Below are 19,384 nucleotides of genomic sequence, written 5' to 3' on the forward strand. Positions count from 1 at the left end.
CTCGCCGTCACGGTCGGGCGATTGAGGTAGGTGTCGCCGGGAGCGCCTCGCCAAAGGCACTCCTGAAAGGCAACACCTATGTTCGACGTAATCATTGTCGGGTGCGGGCCGACCGGTGCGATGCTCGCCGCCGAGCTGCGGCTGCACGGCGTGCGGGTGCTCGTCCTGGAGAAGGCAACCGAGCCCGCGTCGTTCGTGCGCATCGTCGGGCTGCATATTCGCAGTATCGAGCTGATGGCAATGCGCGGCCTGCTAAAGCGCATTCACGAACGCGGAAGGCAGCGTCCGGCCGCGGGCTTCTTCGCCGCCATCAACAAGCCTGTGCCGGACGGCCTCAATTCCGCGTACGCCTATTTGCTGGGCATCCCGCAGCCGGTCATCGTAAAGCTGCTCGAGGAACATGCGATCGGACTCGGCGCGCAGGTCCGGCACGGTGACGCGGTGGCCGGCTTCGCGCAGGACGGCGACGGCGTGACCGTCGAGCTGGCCAGCGGGGAGCGGCTGCGCTCGCGGTACCTGGTCGGCTGTGACGGCGCGCGCAGCACGGTGCGCAAAATGCTCGGCGTCGGCTTTCCCGGGGAGCCCTCGCGGACCGAGACGCTGATGGGCGAGATGGAAGTGGGGATGCCGCAGGAGGAGGTCGCCGCCAAGGTGACCGAGGTCCGTGAGACCGACAAGCGGCTCATCATCGGGCCCGCGGGCGTCGGGCTCTACCGCGTCGTCGTCCCCGCCGCGGGAGTGAGCGCCCGTGCCGAACCGCCCACCCTCGACGATTTCAAGCAACAGCTGCGTGCCGTCGCCGGCACCGATTTCGGCGTGCACTCCCCGCGCTGGTTGTCCCGCTTCGGGGACGCCACCCGGCTGGCCGAACGCTATCGGGTCGGGCGGGTGCTGCTGGCCGGCGACGCGGCACACATCCACCCACCCATCGGCGGGCAGGGCCTCAACCTGGGCGTGCAGGACGCGTTCAACCTCGGCTGGAAACTTGCCGCGCAGGTGCGCGGCTGGGCGCCGGAAGCGCTGCTGGACACGTACCAGGCCGAACGCCATCCGGTCGCCGAGGACGTGCTGGACAACACCCGCGCCCAGATGGAACTGCTGTCCGTCGAGCCGGGCCCGCGGGCCGTGCGCAGGCTGCTCGCCGAGCTGATGGACTTCAACGAGGTGAACCGCCACCTGATCGAGAAGATCGCCGCTACCGGCATCCGCTACGACTTCGGCGCCGGCCCCGACCTGCTCGGCCGCCGCCTGCCCGACATCGACGTCAAACAGGGCCGCCTCTACGGCCTGCTGCACGGTGGCCGCGGCCTGCTGCTGGACCGCACCGAACGGCTGACCGCCGGCGGCTGGTCGGATCGGGTCGACTACCTCGGGGACGCCACCGCGGCACTGGACGCTCCGTGCGTCCTGCTGCGCCCCGACGGCCACGTCGCCTGGATCGGCGACGAGCAGCGGGACCTGGACGGCCACCTCGCCCGCTGGTTCGGCACGCCCCACTGAGCGGGCCGGCTTCCGGTCGCCCGCCGGTGGTCGGCTGTTCAGCCGGCTCTTGTCACTGATCGTTACGGCGTTCCGCGGTACACGATGTTTTGGCTGGTAGAGGCCCTGGTCCGAGGAGTCCGGTTCGTGGTGCGCGTCCGGTTCGGGACCTTGGTCACGCCGCCGGCAGGGCCCTCGACCTCTGCTTTCCGCGTCGCCTTCTTCGGACACTTTCCGTGACGAGATTGGAGCTGGTCATGACAGTCACACAACCCGATGACGCCGCGGCGGTCGTCCTCTACGCCACGCCCGAGCTGGTGGTGACACGACAGTGGATCTACACGCGCGGTCACCGGTACCGAGTGGCCGATCTTGAGCAGGTGGTTCGCGCACGCGGTGGGTTACACCCCGCCGCGCAGGGGGCGCTGGTCGTGGCGGCCCTCGACGTCACGGCCGCCATTCCGATCATGACTATGGTCGGCTCGCTCGCCGGCTGGGCGATGGCGGCGGTGGCGGTGCTCGTGCCGTGCCTGGTCGCCGTGGTGTCGGTGTACCGGTGGCCGCCCAGACAGGAGTTGTGGGCCTATCATCGCGGCTGCCGCGTGCTGCTGCTGAAGACCCGCGACGGCATCGTCTTCGGCCAGGTCTCCCGCGCTCTCCAGCGGGCCATCGAGAGCCTTCCGACCCGGCAGCGGTAGATCATCCGGGCCGCAGCTCGTGGCGGAGGGCGCGCACGGTCTCGCCGTCCGCCAGCACGACCTCGACGCGTCCGTCGGCGGCCGCGCGCCGGCCCACCGACCGCACGGTCTTACCGGCCTGCCCGGCGTACGGGGACGCCTCCGGCCCGGCCAGCACCGGCGCGAACACCCACTGCAATACCACCGCCGCATCCGTATTCACCGCGCGTCCCCGTTCCGCTTCGTTGATCATGAGAGTTGGAATCCGTTCCTTCCATAACGATCGGCGACCGCCGGCGGACCTGCCGGCGGCGGTGGTGCGCTAGCCGGCCAGCCTCTCCGCGCCGAGGGCGACGGCGCCGCCGTCCCGGGTGTCCTGAGGCGCTGTGGACGGGGTCGGCGCGGCACCGGCCTGCAGCGACGCGGGTGGCACCTGCAGCGTGACCTCGCGCGGCCGGGCGGCGGCGCCGCGTCCGACCGCTTGCACGGTGAGTGCGCGGCTGCGGATCCGGCCGCGTCCGAGCCCGAGGCCGAACGTCTGCTGGCGGGTCACGGTCACGCTCAGGTCGGTGTCGGGCCAGGAGACCGGCGGGTGCGGCCACTGGCTCGCGCAGATCAGGACCGAGCCGTGCGTGCGGGCCTTTGCCCGCAGCTGCCGCGCCAGCGGTGCGCTCACCTGTGGCGGTGGTGCCAGGATGACCAGGTCGATGCCGTCCATCAGTGCGGCCACGACCGCCGGCCACTCGGGGCCGGGTGCGTTGACGAACGCCAGTCGGGTCAGGTCGACCGCGTACTCGGGTGCCACGGCGGAGGCGTGCCCGATGGCCGGCATGCCCACGACGGCACACCACGCGCCCGAGGTCATCGCTCCTCCGATCAGCGTCCACAGCAGCGATCCGGAACCCGTCACCTGGTACACGCCGCCGCGGCGCAGCGTGCCGGCCGGCAGTAGCGGTGCCAGCTCCGGCACCACGGGCAGCGTGTCCGCCGTGCTCGGCGGGGTGTCCTCGACGCTGGCGGCGCGTTCGACGAGGCGGGTCAGGTGTCTGGTCCGGTCTCGCCGGCCGCCGGCCTGGTTGACCTGCTCCAGCAGCCGCGCCAGCCGCGTGGGGCCGGAGCCCTCGGCGGTGGAGGCGGGCTGCGACACCATGAGTCCCTTCGCCTGGGTGGTGCGTGCTGCGCGCGGGAGGAGCACCGTCGTACGTACACATGTTCGAAGCGAGGGTAAGGCTCGGGGTGTGCTCGGGGCAACCGGCGAAATGCCGGTGACCTGCGTCAACGTGCCTGTCTGGGATCTTGTGCGCGGTTATTCGTCGACCAGGAGCGGCACGTCGTAGACGGACATGTCCAGGCGTACGCGTAGGTAGCGGACGGGGTGGCGCCAGCGGTGCCGGTCGAGTGCGGCGTCGGTGTCGACCTCGACGACGGTGGTCGGTTCGACCGGCACGTAGGAGAGGGGTTCGGCCTTCTGGAAGTGGCCGGACCAGCCGGCCGGCAACGGCTGCGGCCAGGGGTGGTCGATGCCGCCGCGGCGGTGGTGCGGGGCGCGGGAGAGCACGGGTGCGAGCTCGCGCTGCTGTGTGGGGGACAGCGGGTGGCTGCGGCCGACGTGCCGGAGGCGGCCGGTGGCGTCGAAGCGGCCGAGCAGGACGGTGTCGGGTTGGCTGAGCGTGCCGGTGATGCCACCGATGACTGCCTCGGTACCGAGTCTTGTCTTGATTTTGAGCCAGCCGCGCCGTCCGGGCGTGTACCGGCCGTGCGGGTTCTTGGCGACAAGGCCCTCGACCCCGGCGGCGGTCCAGGCGGCCACCCACTCGGCGGCTTCGTCCCGGTCGGTGGTCTGCGGGCACAGCGTCAGGGTGCCCGGCATGTCCGCCAGTAGGTCGGTGAGGCTGGCGCGCCGGCGGATCAAGGGCTGGGGCATGAGGTTGTCGCCGTCCGGCGTTTGCAGCAGGTCGAAGGCGACGAGTGTCGCCGGGTACCGCGCGGCGAGCTGGCGGACGGCGGCGCCGGCGACGAGGCGGTGCTGGAGCTGGGCGAAGCTGGTGCGGTCGCGGTCCGGCTCCCAGACGACGAGTTCCCCGTCGAGCACGGCGTTTACCGGTAGCCACCGGCGCAGGGTCCGGGCCACGTCCGGGAAGTAGGCGGTCAGGTTGCGGCCGCTGCGGGACTGCAGGTGTACGCCGTCGGGCAACCGGAAGGCGATGGTCCGGAACCCGTCGAACTTGGGCTCCAGCAGCAGGCCGCCGCCACGGCCCTCGGGCGGCAGGTCGGGTACCGGCTTGGCCAGCATCGGCTCGATCGGTGGCCGCAACACGGCCGATCAGCCCTGGTGTCCACCGTCCATGCGCTCGCTCCCGAATCCCCTGGCCCTAAACCTTGATCATGGGGCCGCCCGGATAGCCGGCGCGGCTCTATAGATCAAGTCCCACGCCTACGCCCTGTCTCGACGAAGCCGGCGCGGAGGCCAGCCGGCGGGGACGCCACTGCCCGGGAGCCCTGCCGGCGTCAAGATCACGTCAAGAAAGGCCCTTCCGGCGTATGGATCCCGTCAAGGGCCCTTACGGCGACCGCGAGCAGGCGTTTCTATTGCCCGGCACGGTCGTCCCGGCGGCCACCCGCGAGTTGGTGTAGCCGGCGGGTCCGGAGCGGTACAACCGATATACGCGTTTTACGGCTTTTCGAAGGAGGCGCTCCAGTGGCCGATGTAGCCCTGGTGCTGTTGACGGTGGGGCTGTTCGCGCTCCTCGCCCTGGTGGTGCGGGCGGTGGAGCGGCTGTGAACGCCGTGAACCTGATCGGCCTGATCGTCGCCGCCGGCCTGGCGATCTTCATGGTCGCGGCCCTGCTGTTTCCGGAGCGGTTCTGATGGGCCTGCTCTTCGTCCTCTCGCTGGTCGCCGCCCTCGCCGTGGCGTACCGCTTTCTGGGCGACTACATGTACCGGGTCGTCAGCGGCACCAAGCACTCTGCCGTCGAGCGCGGCATCTACCGCCTTGTCGGCGTCAACCCGAGCGGCGAGCAGACCTGGGGCGTGTACGCCCGCAGCGTCCTGGCCTTCTCGGCGGTCTCGATCCTGTTCCTGTACGCGTTCATGCGATTGCAGAGCTACCTGCCGCTGTCGCTCGGCTTCGACAACGTGATGACGCACGGCGCGTGGAACACCGCGGTGTCCTTCGTGACGAACACCAACTGGCAGTGGTACTCCGGCGAGTCCACAATGGGCCACCTGGTGCAGATGGCCGGCCTGGCCGTGCAGAACTTCGTCTCCGCCTCGGTCGGTATCGCGGTCGCGGTCGCGTTGGTGCGCGGCTTCGCCCGCCGCAAGACCGACCGGTTGGGCAACTTCTGGGTCGACCTGACCCGGATCACCATCCGCATCCTGCTGCCGATCAGCGTGCTCGCCACGATCGCGCTCGTCATCGGCGGCGCGGTGCAGAACCTGTCCGGCGGCACCGACGTCACCACCCTGGCCGGCGCGACGCAGCACGTCACCGGCGGCCCGGTCGCCTCGCAGGAGGCCATCAAGGAGCTGGGTACGAACGGCGGCGGCTTCTACAACGCCAACTCCGCCCACCCGTTCGAAAACCCCACGTCGTGGACGAACTGGATCGAGATCTTCCTGATCTTCGTGATCCCGTTCAGCCTGCCCCGCGTCTTCGGCCGCATGGTGGGCCAGAACCGCCAGGGCTACGCGATCCTCGCCGTCATGGGCATCCTGGCGATCGCCAGCATCGCGTTGACGAACGCGTTCGAACTGTCCGGCAACGGCACGGTGCCGCAGGCGGTGTCCGCCGCCATGGAGGGCAAGGACGTCCGGTTCGGCGTCTCCAACTCCGCGACGTTCGCCGCGGCCACCACGCTCACCTCCACCGGCGCGGTCAACTCCTTCCACGACTCGTACACCGCCCTGGGCGGCATGATGCCGATGGTCAACATGATGCTCGGCGAGGTCGCGCCCGGCGGCGTCGGCGCCGGCCTGTACGGCATGCTCGTCCTGGCCGTGATCACGGTGTTCGTGGCCGGTCTGATGGTCGGCCGCACCCCGGAGTACCTGGGCAAGAAGATCGGCGCCCGCGAGATCAAGTTCGCCTCGCTGTACTTCCTGGTCACTCCGGCCCTGGTCCTGATCGGGACCGCGGCGGCGATGGCGACGAGCAACCACGGCACCGCGCTGAACGTCGGTCCGCACGGTTTCTCGGAGGTGCTGTACGCGTTCACGTCGGCGTCGAACAACAACGGTTCGGCATTCGCCGGCATCACGGTGAACACCGCCTGGTGGAACACCGCGCTCGGGCTGGCGATGCTGCTGGGCCGGTTTCTGCCGCTCGTGCTCGTCCTCGGCCTGGCCGGCTCGCTGGCCAAGCAGCAGCCGGTGCCCGAGTCGGCCGGCACGCTGCCGACCCACCGGCCGCTGTTCGTCGGCATGGTCGCCGGCGTGACGGTCGTTCTCGTCGCGCTCACCTTCCTGCCCGCGCTCGCGCTCGGCCCGCTGGCCGAGGGCCTCTGAGCCGCCCGTCAAGCGCCCGTCAAGCAAAGGAAAGACAGACAATGACTGTCACGTCAGTGACATCGCAGGCGCCGCTGGAGCGGGCAAAGCCGGTGGGCGGCGGGCTGCTCGACCCGAAGCAGCTGTGGACCTCGCTGCCCGACGCACTGCGCAAGCTCGACCCGCGCACCCTGTGGCGCAACCCGGTGATGCTGATCGTCGAGGTCGGCGCGGTGTTCACCACCGTGCTGGCCATCACCGAACCGACGGCCTTCGCCTGGCTGATCACGATCTGGCTGTGGCTCACCGTGGTCTTCGCCAACCTCGCCGAGGCGGTCGCCGAAGGGCGGGGCAAGGCACAGGCCGCCAGCCTGCGCAAAGCCAAGCAGGACACGGTCGCCCGCCGCCTGGTGGGATGGGGGACCGGCAGCATCCGCGAGGAGAGCGTCGACGCCGTCGACCTCAAGCAGGGCGACATCGTGGTATGTGAGGCCGGCGACGTGATTCCCGGCGACGGTGACGTGGTCGAGGGCATCGCGTCGGTGGACGAGTCGGCCATCACCGGTGAGTCCGCGCCGGTGATCCGGGAGTCCGGCGGCGACCGCAGCGCGGTGACCGGTGGCACGAAGGTGCTCTCCGACCGCATCGTCGTGCGGATCACCCAGAAGCCGGGGGAGAGCTTCATCGACCGGATGATCGCGCTCGTCGAGGGTGCCAACCGGCAGAAGACGCCGAACGAGATCGCGCTGAACATCCTGCTCGCCGCGCTCACGATCATCTTCCTGCTGTCCGTGGTGACCCTGCAGCCGATGGCGATCTTCGCCAAGGGCTTCCAGGCCGCCGCACCGGACACCCAGGCGATCGACGGCGACGGCGTCACCGGCATCGTGCTCGTCTCGCTGCTGGTGTGCCTGATCCCCACCACCATCGGGGCGCTGCTGTCCGCGATCGGCATCGCCGGCATGGACCGCCTCGTGCAGCGCAACGTGCTCGCCCTCAGCGGCCGCGCGGTCGAGGCCGCCGGCGACGTCAACACCCTGCTGCTGGACAAGACCGGCACGATCACGCTGGGCAACCGGCAGGCATCCGAGTTCCTCGCCGTCGAGGGCGTCACCGCCGCGCGGGTCGCGGACGCGGCGCAGCTGTCCAGCCTGGCTGACGAGACACCGGAGGGGCGCTCCGTGGTGGTCCTGGCCAAGACGGAGTACGGGCTGCGCGCCCGGGACGAAGGGTTCATCCCCCACGCGCACTTCGTGCCGTTCACCGCGCAGACCCGGATGTCCGGTGTGGACCTGAACGAGGACGGCCGGGTGCGCCGGATCCGCAAGGGCGCCGCGGCGGCGGTGATGAAATGGGTACGCGACAACGGCGGCCACCCCACGGACGAGGTCGGCCCGCTCGTCGACGGGATCTCCGCCACCGGCGGCACCCCGCTCGTGGTCGCCGAATGCGTCACCGACCCCAGCGGTACCACCGCCCGCGCGCTTGGCGTCATCCACCTCAAGGACGTGGTCAAGGCCGGCATGCGCGAGCGCTTCGACGAGATGCGCCGGATGGGCATCCGTACCGTGATGATCACCGGCGACAACCCGCTCACCGCCAAGGCGATCGCCGACGAGGCCGGCGTGGACGACTTTCTCGCCGAAGCCAAGCCCGAAGACAAGATGGCTCTCATCAAGAAGGAGCAGGAGGGCGGCCGGCTTGTCGCGATGACCGGCGACGGCACCAACGACGCGCCCGCGCTCGCCCAGGCGGACGTCGGCGTCGCCATGAACACGGGTACCTCAGCCGCCAAAGAGGCCGGCAACATGGTCGACCTCGACTCCGACCCCACCAAGCTGATCGAGATCGTGGAGATCGGCAAGCAGTTGCTCATCACCCGCGGCGCGCTGACCACGTTCTCCATCGCCAACGACATCGCCAAGTACTTCGCGATCATCCCGGCGATGTTCGCCGCGGTGTACCCGTCGCTGGACAACCTGAACGTCATGCGCCTGGCCTCACCGACCTCGGCGATCCTGTCCGCGGTCATCTTCAACGCCCTCGTCATCGTCGCGCTCATCCCGCTCGCCCTGCGCGGCGTGCGGTACCGGCCGTCCAGCGCGTCGAAGCTGTTGACCCGCAACCTGTGGATCTACGGCCTCGGCGGCGTGGTCGTGCCGTTCGCCGGTATCAAGCTCATCGACCTGCTCGTCCAGTTCGTCCCAGGGATCTCGTGATGCGCCTACCCGCATGGCTCGCCCAGCACCTCGCCGCGCTGCGCGCGCTGCTCGTCTTCACCGTCCTGTTAGGACTCGCTTACCCGCTCGCCATGGTCGGCGTCGCCCAGCTGCCCGGGCTGCGCGACAACGCCCGCGGCTCGCTGGTCCAAAACGCGGCCGGCCAGAGCGTCGGCAGCTCGTTGATCGGGCAGGCGTTCACCGACGCCGGCGGCAACCCGATCCCGGCGTACTTCCAGTCCCGCCCGTCCGCCGCCGGCGACGGCTACGACCCCACCGCGACCGCGGCCAGCAACCTCGGCCCGGAGAGCATCGTCGACACGCTCGCCGACAACCCGGACGGCGCGTCGCAGAGCCTGCTGACCCAGGTGTGCGCCCGCAGCCTCGCCATCGGGCGGCTGGAGGGCGTGGACGGCAGCCGCCCGTACTGCACCGCGGACGGCGTGGGCGCGGTCCTGGCCGTCTTCCACCGCGACGGCCTCACCGGTCCGGTCACCCGCGTGGTCAGCGTCAACCAGACCGGCACCCCGTTCATCGCCCGATACGAAGGTGTACCGGTGCAGAGCGCCCAGGTCGGCGTCGACTACCGCGCCGAAGGCGCCGTGATCGTCCCGGTCCGCGGCGACGCCCCGGCCGAGCCGGCCGTCCCGGCGGACGCGGTCACCGCCAGCGGCAGCGGCCTGGACCCGCACATCAGCACCGCCTACGCCCGGTTGCAGGCCCCCCGGGTGGCCCGGGAACGCGGCGCGGACGTGCGGACCGTCCGAGCGCTGATCGACAAGAACACCGACGGGCGGGCGCTGGGCTTCATGGGCGAGCCGGGCGTCAACGTCTTGGCGCTCAACCTGGCCTTAGACCGCGAGTTTCCCCGGTAACGCGGCAGGATAGACCTCATGGCACGCGGCCAACTGCGCATCTACCTCGGCGCGGCCCCGGAGTGGGCAAGACCTTCACCATGCTCGAAGAGGCCCACCGCCGCAAGGAGCGGGGCACCGACGTCGTGGTCGGCTTCGTGCAGACGCACGGCCGCAAGCACACCGCGCAGATGGTCGGCGACCTCGAGGTGGTGCCCCGCAAACAGATGGCCTACCGGGGCACCACCTTCGAGGAGATGGACGTGGACGCGGTCCTCGCCCGCCGGCCGGAGGTCGCGATCGTCGACGAGCTCGCGCACACCAACGTGCCCGGCTCCCGCAACACCAAGCGGTGGCAGGACATCCAGGAGCTGCTCGACGCCGGCATCACAGTACTGTCCACAGTGAACATCCAGCACCTGGAGTCACTCAACGACGTGGTGCAGCAGATCACCGGCGTCGTGCAGCACGAGACCGTGCCGGACGAGGTCGTCCGCCGGGCCGAGCAGGTCGAGCTTGTCGACATGACGCCCGAGGCGCTGCGCCGGCGGATGGCGCACGGCAACGTCTACCAGGCGGACAAGATCGACGCGGCGCTGGGCAACTACTTCCGGGTCGGCAACCTCACCGCGCTGCGCGAGCTGGCCCTGCTGTGGCTGGCAGACAAGGTCGACGAGCAGCTGGACCGCTACCGCGCCGAACACCGCATCGGCGGCACCTGGGAGACGCGCGAGCGGGTGGTCGTCGCGCTCACCGGCGGCCCGGAAGGCGACACCCTGATCCGTCGCGCAGCCCGGATCGCCGCCCGCAGCAAAGGCTCCGAACTGCTCGCGGTGCACGTCACCCGCTCCGACGGGCTGGCCGGCGCCGACCCGGCCCTGCTCGCCCGGCAGCGACTGCTGGTGGAGAGCCTCGGCGGCACGTACCACCAGGTCATCGGGGCGGACGTGCCACACGCCCTGCTCGACTTCGCCCGCGGCGTCAACGCCACCCAGCTCGTGCTCGGTGCCAGCCGCCGGGGCCGGCTGGCGCAGCTGTTCTCCACCGGCATCGGGGTCACCACCACGGCCCGGTCCGGGCCGATCGACGTACATCTGGTCACCCACGAGCAGATCGGCCAGGGCCGCCGCCGTCCGCTGCTCACCGGCCAGGCCGCGCTGTCCCGCTCGCGCCGGATCGCCGGCTTCGCGCTCGCGGTGTTCGGCCTGCCGCTGCTCACCGTCGTGCTGGCCGCGCTGCGCGGAGATCTCGCGCTCGCCTCCGACATCCTGTTCTACCTGTCCTGGGTCATCCTCGTGGCCCTGGTCGGCGGGCTGTGGCCGGCGGTGCTCACCGCCCTGGCCGGCTCGCTGCTGCTCAACTACTACTTCACGTCCCCGATCAACACGTTCACCATTGCCGAGACCGAAAACCTGCTCTCGCTGGCCGTGTTCGTGATCGTCGCGGTGGCGGTCAGCGCGGTCGTGGACACCGCCGCCCGGCGCACGAGGGAGGCCGCCCACGCCAGCGCCGACGCCTCCACGCTGGCCACCGTCGCCGGTAGCGTGCTGCGCGGCGACCGGCCCCTTGCCGCGCTGCTCGAACGGCTCCGCGAGACCTTCGGCCTGGAGTCCGTGACGCTGCTCGAACGCCGCCCGGACGCGCCGCCCAGCCCGGACCGGCCTCACGACCCCAACTCCTGGCGGATCGCCGCCACCGTGGGCGGCCGGCCCTGCGCCGCGCCCGGCGAGGGGGCCACCGACGTACCGATCGACGACGACCTGGCACTCGTGCTGCGCGGCCACCCGCTGCCCGCCGCCGACCGGCGCATCGTCGAGGCGTTCGCCGCCCAGGCCGCGCTCGCGCTGCGGCAGGAACGCCTGTCCGAGGAGGCCGCCACCGCCCGGCCCCTGGCCGAGGCGGACAAGATGCGCACCGCGCTGCTCGCCGCGGTCAGCCACGACCTGCGTACCCCGCTCGCCTCCGCCAAAGCCGCCGTCACCAGCCTGCGCAGCCACGACGTCGACTTTTCCGACGAAGACCGCGACGAGCTGCTCGCCGCCGCCGACGAGTCCCTGGACAAGCTCGCCCGGCTGGTCGCCAACCTGCTCGACATGAGCCGCCTGCAGGCCGGCGCGCTCGGCCTCGCGCTCACCGAGATCGGCCTGGAGGATGCCGTGCCGCGTGCGCTCGACGAGCTCGGCCCGCACGCCCGCGCAGTTCGCGTGCGCATCCCGCCCGAGCTGCCCGCCGCCCGCGCCGACCCGGCCCTGCTCGAACGGGTACTCGTCAACGTCATCGGCAACGCCCTGCGGTTCAGCCCGGCCGGGCAACCACCCAGGATCACCGCCAGCGAACACGCCGGGACGGTGCAGCTCCGCGTGATCGACCAGGGCCCGGGCATCGCCGAAGGCGCGCGCGAGCACATGTTCCAGCCGTTCCAACGGCTCGGCGACCGCGACAACCACAACGGCGTCGGCCTCGGTCTTGCCCTGTCCCGCGGCCTCGCCGAAGCGATGGGCGGTAGCCTGGTCCCCGACACCACCCCCGGCGGCGGCCTCACCATGATTCTCACCCTGCCGTCAGCCGATGCCCGCCAGGACCTCGCGGCCGAGGCGGCCGCGGCGGCTCGCGTGGCCGAGACCACCGACCGCGCCATCGTCCAGCGGCTGCGCCGGCGCACCACCACGAAACCGGAGGCCACATGATCCGGATACTGGTCGTCGACGACGAGCCCCAGATCCTGCGCACGCTGGGTATCAACCTTCGCGCCCGTGGCTACGACGTGGACACCGCCGCCGACGGCGCGAGCGCCCTCAGCGCGGCCTCCGGCACCCAGCCAAACCTCGTCGTGCTCGATCTCGGCCTGCCCGACATGGACGGCGTCGACGTCATCCGGGGACTGCGACGCACGAGTGCGTCACCGATCATCGTGCTGTCCGGCCGGGCGGGCAGCGCCGACAAGGTCGCCGCCCTCGACGCGGGTGCCGACGACTACGTCACCAAGCCCTTCGGTATCGACGAGCTGCTGGCCCGCATCCGCGCCGCCACCCGCCGGGTCTCGACCGCTCCCGCCCGCCCCGCCGCGCTGCGGATCGGCCAGTACACCGTCCAGGTCGCCGACCGGCTCGCCCACGGCCCCGACGGCACGCCGGTCCGGCTGACCCCCACCGAGTGGCAGCTGCTGGAGATCCTCGCCGAGCATCCCGGCAGGCTGGTCAGCCAGCGGCAGCTGCTGCAGCAGGTCTGGGGCCCGACGTACACCAAGGAGACGAACTACCTCCGCCAGTACATGGCGCAGCTGCGCCGCAAGCTCGAAGACGACCCCACCCACCCGCAGCATCTGCTCACCGAGCCCGGCATGGGCTACCGGCTGCACCTGCTGCCACAGCAGGCACAGGACGAGCCATGAACCGCCGTCGACCACGGTCACGGGCGCGACGTCGGCAGTTCCCGCCATCCCTCTGAGTCGGACATCAGGTCGTCGGCAAGCAGCAGGCACTCTTCCTCGTCGGGCGGTGCCCAGGCGCGCACCCGGCCCTCGCGGCCGCCCTCCCACGCTTCGACCCGCCAGGTGTCCCCATCGATGAAGATCACCACGTCGCGCCGCGCCATGCGCCCGTAGTGCCCGTTCCACCAGCGGCGATGCACCAGCTCCATGATCAGCATGTTAGAACACTTGTGCGAGATCGAGAAGAGGTGTGGCAGGCCCGGTCGTGTCTAGTCCACTTCGGACTGTGGTGGTCCAAGGCTCTCCGTGCGGGGATCGTGCATCGGCCGGGTGCCGGCGACGAAGCGGTCCAGGGCCTCGCCGTGCAGCACCACGCCGGCAACCGGGTCGCGGAGCGCGTGCGTGGTCAGTCGGGCTACCGGTAGCCGGCCCGGTTTGCGTGCGGCCGCCAGCACGACGTTGCCGTACCGCCGGCCGCGGAGCATCGCCCGGCCGGCGATCAGGCAGACGTCGGGAAACGCGGTGCGCAGTGTCGTCGCTTGGACCCGGGAGTAGACCAGTGGGGGCAGGTCGGTCAGGTTGACGGTGTAGAGCCCGTCGGGGTGCAGCACCCGCGCCACCTGCGCCGCGAACTCGGCACTGGCGACGTGTTCCGGCATCTGGGCCGCCTGGAAGATGTCGGCGAGCACAAGGTCGTAGCTGGCGGCCGGCTCGGCCTCTATCGCTTCTCGGGCATCGGCCAGGTGGACCCGCAGGTCCCCTCGGGGCAGGGGAAGCTCGCGGCGGACGAGCTCGAGCAGGGCAACGTCGCGCTCCACCACAACCTGGCTGGAGCCGGGGCGGGTCGCGGCCAGGTAGCGGGGGAGCGTGAAGCCGCCGCCGCCCAGGTGAAGGGCGCGTACCGGCTGGCGCCGGGGCGCAGCCGCGTCGATGACCGAGGCCATCCGGCGCACGTAGTCGAAATGCAGGTACGTCGGATCCGCCATGTCCACATAGGACTGAGCCACGCCGTCGACCGACAGGATACGGCCGCCCGGACGGGCGGAATCGGGTGCGAGCTCGACGATATGCGAGCCACCGGGCGCCCGTACGGCGGCAGGCGGGCGCTGGCGTCGGGCCATACCGTACACCGTAGCCGGGGACCGGCCCAGGCCCTCACGAATCCCGCTTGCCTGGCGGGCGGTCACCCACCATGGTGAGCACGATGAGCGGACGCCCCCGTGCGGTGAGGCCGCGACTCGTGGTCCTCACCGGCCCGATCGCGGCCGGTAAGAACACGGTCGCGGAAAAGCTTGCCCAACGCCTGACCGACCATGGCAACACTGTCGTGATCGCGGACGTCGACGACATAGCGGCGATGGTCGGGGCACCGGGAGCGGGCGCGGCCGGCTTGTGGTTCGCGGCGCACGAAGCGCACGGTGCGCTCGTCGGCCAGTGGCTGCGGTCGGACGTCGACCACGTCGTGGCGGTCGGGCCGTTCTGGACGGCCGAGGAACAGGACGCGCTCGTCCGTACCCTCCCGCACGACGCGGCCGCGCTGTGGGTCGTCATCGACGCGCCGGTGTCCGTGACGCTCGCGCGCGCACAGGCCGATCCGACACGCGTAATCTCGCGCGATCCGGCCTTCCATCGCCGCGCACACGACCGTTTCCGGCAGCTGCTCCCGGCGATACCCGCCGACAAGACCTTTGACTCGGAACAGCTGACCGCCGACCAGATCGCGGCCGGCATCGCCCACGCGCTCGGCGTCGGGTAGCTCGTCAGTCTCGTAGGGGCGTGCGCCGGGGGCGGACGGTGCGGTGTGTGATGCGCCAGCCGGCAGCTGTCCGTTCGACGGTGTCTTGGTAGGTGGCGCTGCCAACCGATCCGTCCGCCATGACGCCGAGCCCCTTGGACCGGGCATGAACGACGCCGTCCGCCGCCTCGTGGATCACGATGTTGGTCACGTGATGGGCGACCGGGTTGGCGTCGGCCAGGGCGAGCGCGGCCTCGCGGGCCGCCGCGAGACCCACCAGCACACCGCCTCCGAGGGCGGACACGTCGTAGGTGACATCCTCCGTGAACAGGGTCGACAGAGCGTCGAAGTCGCCGCGGTCGGTCACGTGCCCGTGCTCGTTGATGAGGTCCGTGATGGCGATCCGGTCGTCCATTGTCAGGGCCACGGCGTCCTCCAAACTAAGTGGGGTTGTCCCCGTTTAACTGCCGGTACCCTATGTGGGGATGTCCCCAGATAGCAACCGGGCTCCCAGAGCCGACGCCTCCCGAAACGCCGCGCGCCTCGTCGCCGCGGCGCGAGAAGTGCTGGCAGAAACGGGCAACGACGCCGCTCTCGACGTGATCGCCCGGCGTGCCGGCGTGGGCAACGCCACCCTGTACCGGCATTTCCCCACCCGCGCGGACCTGCTGGTGGCCGTCTACGCCGACGAGGTCACCGCCCTGTGTGAACGCGGCACTCAGTTGCTAACGGACACCGACCCGACGGACGCGCTGTTTGCCTGGCTCGACGAGTTCGTGGTGCACGTCGCGACCAAGCGACCGCTCGCGCTGGCCGCCACGGAGGGGACAAACGAGCGTCGCACCACGCTGTTTCACCAGTGGCACGCGGCGATCACCTCGACGGCCGAGCGCCTGGTCCAACGCGCCCGGCCCGGACTGCGCTCCGACGTCACCGCAACCGACGTACTGGCGCTGGCCAGCGGCGCCGCCCTCGCCGCCGACACCACGCACGCGTGTCGCCTGGTCGCGATGCTACGTACCGGAATTGCCGCAACAACCGGTACCGGTCTCCACCTGCCCGAAAACGGGCAGTAACGTGCGGCCGCCGCCGAGGGGTTGGCCGCTGCTGCACACGCCGGTCTCGGGCAGGTCCAGCTGCACGTCCCGGGCCGCGGCCCAGTCTCCGGCGAGCGCGGCGACCACGGAGCGGGCCTGCTCGTAGCCGGTGGCCATCAGGAAGGTGGGTGCCCGGCCGTAGGACTTGACGCCGATGGCGTAGAAGCCCGGCTCGGGATGGGCCAGCTCGTCGACGCCGTGGGGTGGGACCGTGCCGCACGAGTGCTCGTTCGGGTCGATCAGCGGTGCCAGGGCGCGGGTGGAGCCGAGCACCGGGTCGAGGTCCAGGCGCAGCTCGGCGACGAAGCTGTGGTCGGGCCGGAACCCGGTCGCGGACACGATCCGGTCCACCCTGGCGGTGCGGTTGCCGTCGGACACCTCCACCGCGCCGTCCGGCGTGGGAGTGATGCGCTGTACGCCGAACGCGGTGAGCAGCTCGACGGTGCCGGCGTCCACGTGTGCGCGCAGCCGGGAGCCGAGCGCGCCGCGGGCCGGGAGGGCGTCGGAGGCCTCGCCGCCGTAGGTGCGCGCGGGGCTTGCCGAGCGGATGGCCCAGACGACGCTCGTGCCGGGTGCCTGGCTGGCCAGCTCGGCCAGCGAGAGCAGCGTGTTGGCGGCGGAGTGCCCGGCGCCCACGACCATGGTGCGCTTGCCGGCGAACCGCGCCCGGTCGGCGCCGAGGACGTCTGGCAGCGCGTGCTCGACGAGCGGTGCGGCGGCGCTCTCGCCGGGGGCGGGGATGCCGGACGCGCCGAGCACGTTGGGCGTGGTCCAGGTGCCGGTCGCGTCGAGCACCGCCCGCGCCAGTACGTCGGTGCCGCCGGCGAGCCGGACCAGGAACGGTGCCGCGTCGCGGCCGGCGGTGCGCACCCGGTCCATGCCGAGCCGGGTCACCGCGACGACCCGGGCACCGTAGCGAACGTGCGGTTTGAGAGCGGGCAGGTCGGCGAAGGGCTGGAGGTACTCCGCGGCGAGCTGGCCACCGGTCGGCAGCACCTCGGGGTCGGGCTCCACCCAGCCGGCTTCGTTCAACAGCCGCCGCGCGGCGTGGTCGATGTTGTACCGCCACGGCGAGAACAACCTGACATGACCCCACTCGCGGACGGTCGCGGCCGGTCCGTCGCCGGCTTCCAGCACGGTGAACGGCAGGCCGCGCTCGTGCAGGTGGGCGGCGGCTGCCAGCCCGACCGGGCCGGCGCCGATGACGACGACCGGCAGGTCGCTATGGCGAGTGTCCACAATGGCTCCTTCGATGAATGTTCAGTGCACGAGAGGGCTTCGGCGCTCGATGAAGATGACGTCGCGCCAGCGGTTGCGCTGCGCGGCGTGCCGGCCGATACGTTCGCGGATGCCGACCTCCCGAAACAGTTCGGCCACCTCTTCCACCCTTCATTGTCTATCGCCGATTAACGATGAAAGTTTGGTCCGGTGGCTCGCGGCAAACCAGGCCGCGGCCACGACCAGGCGGGCGAGTGCGGTCATCGTGGCCGGCTCGACGCGGTCCGGGGTGTCGGCGGCGCTGTGGTATCCGGCCATCCCGGCGCCGATGCCGGCGGCGGGCAGGCCCGCGGCGGCGTAGCGGCGGTTGTCGGACGCGACCGGTCCGGCGACCAGCGGCACGCCGGTGTGCCGGCCCGCCTGGTCGAGGTTGGCGAGCAGGGCCTGGGCCGGGCCGCCGGCCTCGACGGCGGCGGCCTGCTGGAGATGGCCCGCGCCGTCGATGTTGAGCACGAGCGGATCCGCCGCCGCGTCCCGCAGCTGAGCGGCGTGGTGGGCTGAGCCGAGCGCGCCGACCTCCTCCGCGTCGAGCAAGGCGACAGACAGGTGCGGCCCTTCGGGTAGCGCGGTCGACAGCACGCGGGCCGCCTCCAGGACAACGGCGACGCCGCTCGCGTTGTCCGCCGCGCCGGGCTGGCGTAGCCCCGGATGGTCACCGACCCCGTCGAAGTGCGCGGTCAGCAGCACCTCCGCCGCATCCTCGGCGGCCGCTGCCGGCCACCGGCCGTGCAGGTTGCCGCCCGTGACGTCGAGGCGGCGGATCGGCGAGTTTCCCGCCAGCCACGTGCCCTCCGCCGGCGCGGCGGCCCGCAGCGCCGCGTGAGTGTTGAGGTCGACGGCCAGGATGGGCAGCGGCCCAGGGTCGGGCCCGGCCAGCGTCGTGTACTGCCAGCCGTCGCCGTCGACACCCTTGCCCACGAGAAGACCGGCCGCGCCATCCGCGTGGGCGTACGCGTCGGACAGGCTCATCCCGGCCGGCACGACCAGCCACCGCCCGGTCGGGGCGCCGGCACCGGCCAGCGCGAGCCCGCCCCGTCGTACCGGCGGCACGTCGGCGGAGGCCAGGTGCACCGACACCTGGCGGCCGAACACCAGCTCGGCGGTGGCCGTGCCGTCGTGCCAGCGCACCGCCGGCGGGGCGTAGATCTCCGGGACCGCGGGCACCGGAAACGGCTCGATGGTGACGGCCGCGCCGAGGCCGGTGAGCCGCTGGTGGAGCCAGGCCCGGGCGGCAGCGCCGCCGGCCGAGCCGACCCGCCGCCCGGCGAACCCGTCACCGGCGAGGGCCGCGACGGTGGCGGCCATCCGCTCACCGGACACCTCGCCGAGCAGGCGGTCCAGCGCCTCGAGCCGGACCGGCGGGGCGGTCCGGCCGGTCGTGGTGGTCATCCGCAGCAGCCAGACCCGGAGGCCACCGCCTCGGTCTTCGCCGCGCCACCACAACAGGAACCCGCGGCCTGCGCTTCGGCGGCGGTGCCGCAGCAGGGGCTCGCGGCCGTGTCCGCGGGGTCCGCCAGCATGACCGCCGTGGCGGGGTTGCCACAGCAGCCGCCCGAGCCGGTCACGGACAGGGCGGCAGCCGGGTCTCCGGCGAAGCCGCCCTGGGTCGTCGTGGTCTCGCTCATCGCGTACTCCCTTGTCTTGATGTTTCTCGAATCAGAGAGTTGCACGCTGTTTCGAGATCTGTCAACCTAGAGGAATGTCAAAACAAGCGGCGTCGCTCACGCTCACCGACGTGACGGTTGGGGCGGTGTGCTGCTCGCCGATCACCGAGGAGCGCATCCCGGCCGAGACCGCGGGCACGCTGGCCCGCGCGTTCAAGGCACTCGGCGATCCGGTGCGACTTCAGCTGATGTCGATGATCGCCTCGGCGCCCTCCGGTGAAATCTGCGTCTGCGACCTGACCCCGGCATTCGAGCTGTCCGGGCCGACCATCTCCCACCACCTCAAGAGCCTGCGCGAGGCGGGGCTCGTGGACGCCGATCGGCGAGGGACCTGGGTCTACTACCGCGCCCGGCGCGAGATCCTGGGCCAGCTCGCCAGCCTGCTGGCCGTCGAGGCGCCTGCCGGCGTGTAGACCGCGATCACGACGCCGGTGCGTTGACATGCCCGGTTAAGTCAGTCATTA

Annotated in this window: 20 protein-coding genes and 1 pseudogene; 11 read left to right on the forward strand and 10 right to left on the reverse strand. The window is 71.4% G+C overall.

The window, feature by feature from the left end; translation table 11 throughout:
• Positions 1-78 precede the first annotated feature (78 nt).
• Positions 79-1,500 (forward strand): rifampin monooxygenase, encoded by a 1,422-nt coding sequence (rox, locus tag Phou_RS27235; RefSeq protein WP_173060656.1) that lies wholly within the window; start codon positions 79-81, stop codon positions 1,498-1,500.
• A gap of 236 nt (positions 1,501-1,736) precedes the next feature.
• Positions 1,737-2,177, forward strand: a complete 441-nt coding sequence (locus Phou_RS27240) for a DUF6232 family protein (protein WP_173060659.1) — start codon at positions 1,737-1,739, stop codon at positions 2,175-2,177.
• Position 2,178: 1 nt separating this feature from the next.
• Here Phou_RS27240 and Phou_RS27245 read toward each other — a convergent pair whose 3' ends face one another.
• From Phou_RS27245 to Phou_RS27255, 3 genes are all read right to left on the reverse strand, one after another.
• Complete coding sequence (locus Phou_RS27245) at positions 2,179-2,361, reverse strand: hypothetical protein (protein WP_173060662.1); 183 nt, start codon at positions 2,359-2,361, stop codon at positions 2,179-2,181.
• Between the two features lie 117 nt (positions 2,362-2,478).
• Positions 2,479-3,306, reverse strand: a complete 828-nt coding sequence (imuA', locus tag Phou_RS27250; protein ID WP_173060665.1) for a DnaE2-dependent mutagenesis accessory factor ImuA' — start codon at positions 3,304-3,306, stop codon at positions 2,479-2,481.
• 156 nt (positions 3,307-3,462) lie between these two features.
• Positions 3,463-4,473 carry an ATP-dependent DNA ligase gene (locus tag Phou_RS27255; protein WP_246273891.1) on the reverse strand — a complete coding sequence of 337 codons (1,011 nt, stop codon included), beginning with the start codon at positions 4,471-4,473 and terminating at the stop codon, positions 3,463-3,465.
• Positions 4,474-4,934: 461 nt separating this feature from the next.
• On the opposite strand from Phou_RS27255, the gene kdpF reads away from it, so the two are divergent.
• The 6 genes and pseudogenes from kdpF (at position 4,935) to Phou_RS27285 (ending at position 13,107) form a co-directional block, all read left to right on the forward strand.
• Entirely contained in the window at positions 4,935-5,024 is a 90-nt protein-coding gene (kdpF, locus tag Phou_RS27260) for a K(+)-transporting ATPase subunit F (protein WP_173060668.1), read from the forward strand.
• Positions 5,024-6,664, forward strand: coding sequence for a potassium-transporting ATPase subunit KdpA (gene kdpA, locus Phou_RS27265; protein ID WP_173060671.1), 1,641 nt, complete (start codon positions 5,024-5,026; stop codon positions 6,662-6,664). Before kdpF ends, kdpA begins: the two co-directional genes overlap by 1 nt.
• 41 nt (positions 6,665-6,705) lie before the next feature.
• Positions 6,706-8,862, forward strand: coding sequence for a potassium-transporting ATPase subunit KdpB (gene kdpB / locus Phou_RS27270; protein WP_173060674.1), 2,157 nt, complete (start codon positions 6,706-6,708; stop codon positions 8,860-8,862).
• The gene (locus Phou_RS27275; protein ID WP_173060677.1) at positions 8,862-9,737 is read left to right on the forward strand and encodes a potassium-transporting ATPase subunit C; all 876 of its coding nucleotides are present in this window, start codon (positions 8,862-8,864) and stop codon (positions 9,735-9,737) included. Before kdpB ends, Phou_RS27275 begins: the two co-directional genes overlap by 1 nt.
• 18 nt (positions 9,738-9,755) lie before the next feature.
• Positions 9,756-12,283: pseudogene (locus Phou_RS27280) on the forward strand (sensor histidine kinase); the annotation flags it as partial.
• A gap of 116 nt (positions 12,284-12,399) precedes the next feature.
• Positions 12,400-13,107 (forward strand): response regulator, encoded by a 708-nt coding sequence (locus tag Phou_RS27285; RefSeq protein ID WP_173060682.1) that lies wholly within the window; start codon positions 12,400-12,402, stop codon positions 13,105-13,107.
• Between the two features lie 17 nt (positions 13,108-13,124).
• Here Phou_RS27285 and Phou_RS27290 read toward each other — a convergent pair whose 3' ends face one another.
• Positions 13,125-13,364 (reverse strand): hypothetical protein, encoded by a 240-nt coding sequence (locus Phou_RS27290; protein ID WP_173060685.1) that lies wholly within the window; start codon positions 13,362-13,364, stop codon positions 13,125-13,127.
• Positions 13,365-13,415: 51 nt separating this feature from the next.
• On the reverse strand, positions 13,416-14,267 hold the full coding sequence (locus Phou_RS27295; RefSeq protein ID WP_173060688.1) for a spermidine synthase: 852 nt from the start codon (positions 14,265-14,267) through the stop codon (positions 13,416-13,418).
• 83 nt (positions 14,268-14,350) lie between these two features.
• On the opposite strand from Phou_RS27295, the gene Phou_RS27300 reads away from it, so the two are divergent.
• Positions 14,351-14,902, forward strand: coding sequence for an AAA family ATPase (locus Phou_RS27300; protein ID WP_173060692.1), 552 nt, complete (start codon positions 14,351-14,353; stop codon positions 14,900-14,902).
• Between the two features lie 4 nt (positions 14,903-14,906).
• Here the strand turns inward: Phou_RS27300 and Phou_RS27305 are convergent, their stop codons facing one another.
• Positions 14,907-15,308, reverse strand: coding sequence for a nuclear transport factor 2 family protein (locus Phou_RS27305; RefSeq protein WP_173060694.1), 402 nt, complete (start codon positions 15,306-15,308; stop codon positions 14,907-14,909).
• 58 nt (positions 15,309-15,366) lie between these two features.
• Here Phou_RS27305 and Phou_RS27310 point away from each other — a divergent pair, with 58 nt between their 5' ends.
• Positions 15,367-15,957, forward strand: a complete 591-nt coding sequence (locus tag Phou_RS27310; RefSeq protein WP_173060697.1) for a TetR/AcrR family transcriptional regulator — start codon at positions 15,367-15,369, stop codon at positions 15,955-15,957.
• Here Phou_RS27310 and Phou_RS27315 read toward each other — a convergent pair.
• The 4 genes from Phou_RS27315 to Phou_RS27330 are packed head-to-tail and all read right to left on the reverse strand — an operon-like array spanning position 15,895 to position 18,881.
• On the reverse strand, positions 15,895-17,217 hold the full coding sequence (locus Phou_RS27315) for an FAD-dependent oxidoreductase (RefSeq protein ID WP_173060700.1): 1,323 nt from the start codon (positions 17,215-17,217) through the stop codon (positions 15,895-15,897). The two genes, Phou_RS27310 and Phou_RS27315, sit on opposite strands and share 63 nt — an antisense overlap.
• Before the next feature lie 21 nt (positions 17,218-17,238).
• Positions 17,239-17,364 carry a hypothetical protein gene (locus Phou_RS27320; protein WP_308784532.1) on the reverse strand — a complete coding sequence of 42 codons (126 nt, stop codon included), beginning with the start codon at positions 17,362-17,364 and terminating at the stop codon, positions 17,239-17,241.
• 3 nt (positions 17,365-17,367) lie between these two features.
• On the reverse strand, positions 17,368-18,645 hold the full coding sequence (locus tag Phou_RS27325; RefSeq protein ID WP_173060703.1) for a M28 family metallopeptidase: 1,278 nt from the start codon (positions 18,643-18,645) through the stop codon (positions 17,368-17,370).
• The gene (locus Phou_RS27330) at positions 18,642-18,881 is read right to left on the reverse strand and encodes a hypothetical protein (protein WP_173060706.1); all 240 of its coding nucleotides are present in this window, start codon (positions 18,879-18,881) and stop codon (positions 18,642-18,644) included. The genes Phou_RS27325 and Phou_RS27330 overlap by 4 nt, the downstream gene beginning before the upstream one ends.
• Before the next feature lie 74 nt (positions 18,882-18,955).
• Here Phou_RS27330 and Phou_RS27335 point away from each other — a divergent pair, with 74 nt between their 5' ends.
• Positions 18,956-19,333, forward strand: coding sequence for an ArsR/SmtB family transcription factor (locus Phou_RS27335; RefSeq protein ID WP_173060709.1), 378 nt, complete (start codon positions 18,956-18,958; stop codon positions 19,331-19,333).
• The last annotated feature ends 51 nt before the right edge of the window (positions 19,334-19,384 follow it).

The sequence above is a fragment of the Phytohabitans houttuyneae genome, from assembly GCF_011764425.1.
GTDB lineage: Bacteria > Actinomycetota > Actinomycetes > Mycobacteriales > Micromonosporaceae > Phytohabitans > Phytohabitans houttuyneae.

Bases quoted from the DNA above. Each gene is read 5' to 3' on its own strand.
- Phou_RS27295 (WP_173060688.1), bottom strand. From the start codon at position 14,267: ATGGCCCGACGCCAGCGCCCGCCTGCCGCCGTACGGGCGCCCGGTGGC.
- Phou_RS27310 (WP_173060697.1), top strand. From the start codon at position 15,367: ATGTCCCCAGATAGCAACCGGGCTCCCAGAGCCGACGCCTCCCGAAAC.
- rox (WP_173060656.1), top strand. From the start codon at position 79: ATGTTCGACGTAATCATTGTCGGGTGCGGGCCGACCGGTGCGATGCTC.
- Phou_RS27240 (WP_173060659.1), top strand. From the start codon at position 1,737: ATGACAGTCACACAACCCGATGACGCCGCGGCGGTCGTCCTCTACGCC.
- Phou_RS27330 (WP_173060706.1), bottom strand. From the start codon at position 18,881: ATGAGCGAGACCACGACGACCCAGGGCGGCTTCGCCGGAGACCCGGCT.
- Phou_RS27290 (WP_173060685.1), bottom strand. From the start codon at position 13,364: ATGCTGATCATGGAGCTGGTGCATCGCCGCTGGTGGAACGGGCACTAC.
- kdpB (WP_173060674.1), top strand. From the start codon at position 6,706: ATGACTGTCACGTCAGTGACATCGCAGGCGCCGCTGGAGCGGGCAAAG.
- imuA' (WP_173060665.1), bottom strand. From the start codon at position 3,306: ATGGTGTCGCAGCCCGCCTCCACCGCCGAGGGCTCCGGCCCCACGCGG.
- Phou_RS27300 (WP_173060692.1), top strand. From the start codon at position 14,351: ATGAGCGGACGCCCCCGTGCGGTGAGGCCGCGACTCGTGGTCCTCACC.
- Phou_RS27285 (WP_173060682.1), top strand. From the start codon at position 12,400: ATGATCCGGATACTGGTCGTCGACGACGAGCCCCAGATCCTGCGCACG.
- Phou_RS27335 (WP_173060709.1), top strand. From the start codon at position 18,956: ATGTCAAAACAAGCGGCGTCGCTCACGCTCACCGACGTGACGGTTGGG.
- kdpA (WP_173060671.1), top strand. From the start codon at position 5,024: ATGGGCCTGCTCTTCGTCCTCTCGCTGGTCGCCGCCCTCGCCGTGGCG.
- Phou_RS27275 (WP_173060677.1), top strand. From the start codon at position 8,862: ATGCGCCTACCCGCATGGCTCGCCCAGCACCTCGCCGCGCTGCGCGCG.
- Phou_RS27325 (WP_173060703.1), bottom strand. From the start codon at position 18,645: ATGACCACCACGACCGGCCGGACCGCCCCGCCGGTCCGGCTCGAGGCG.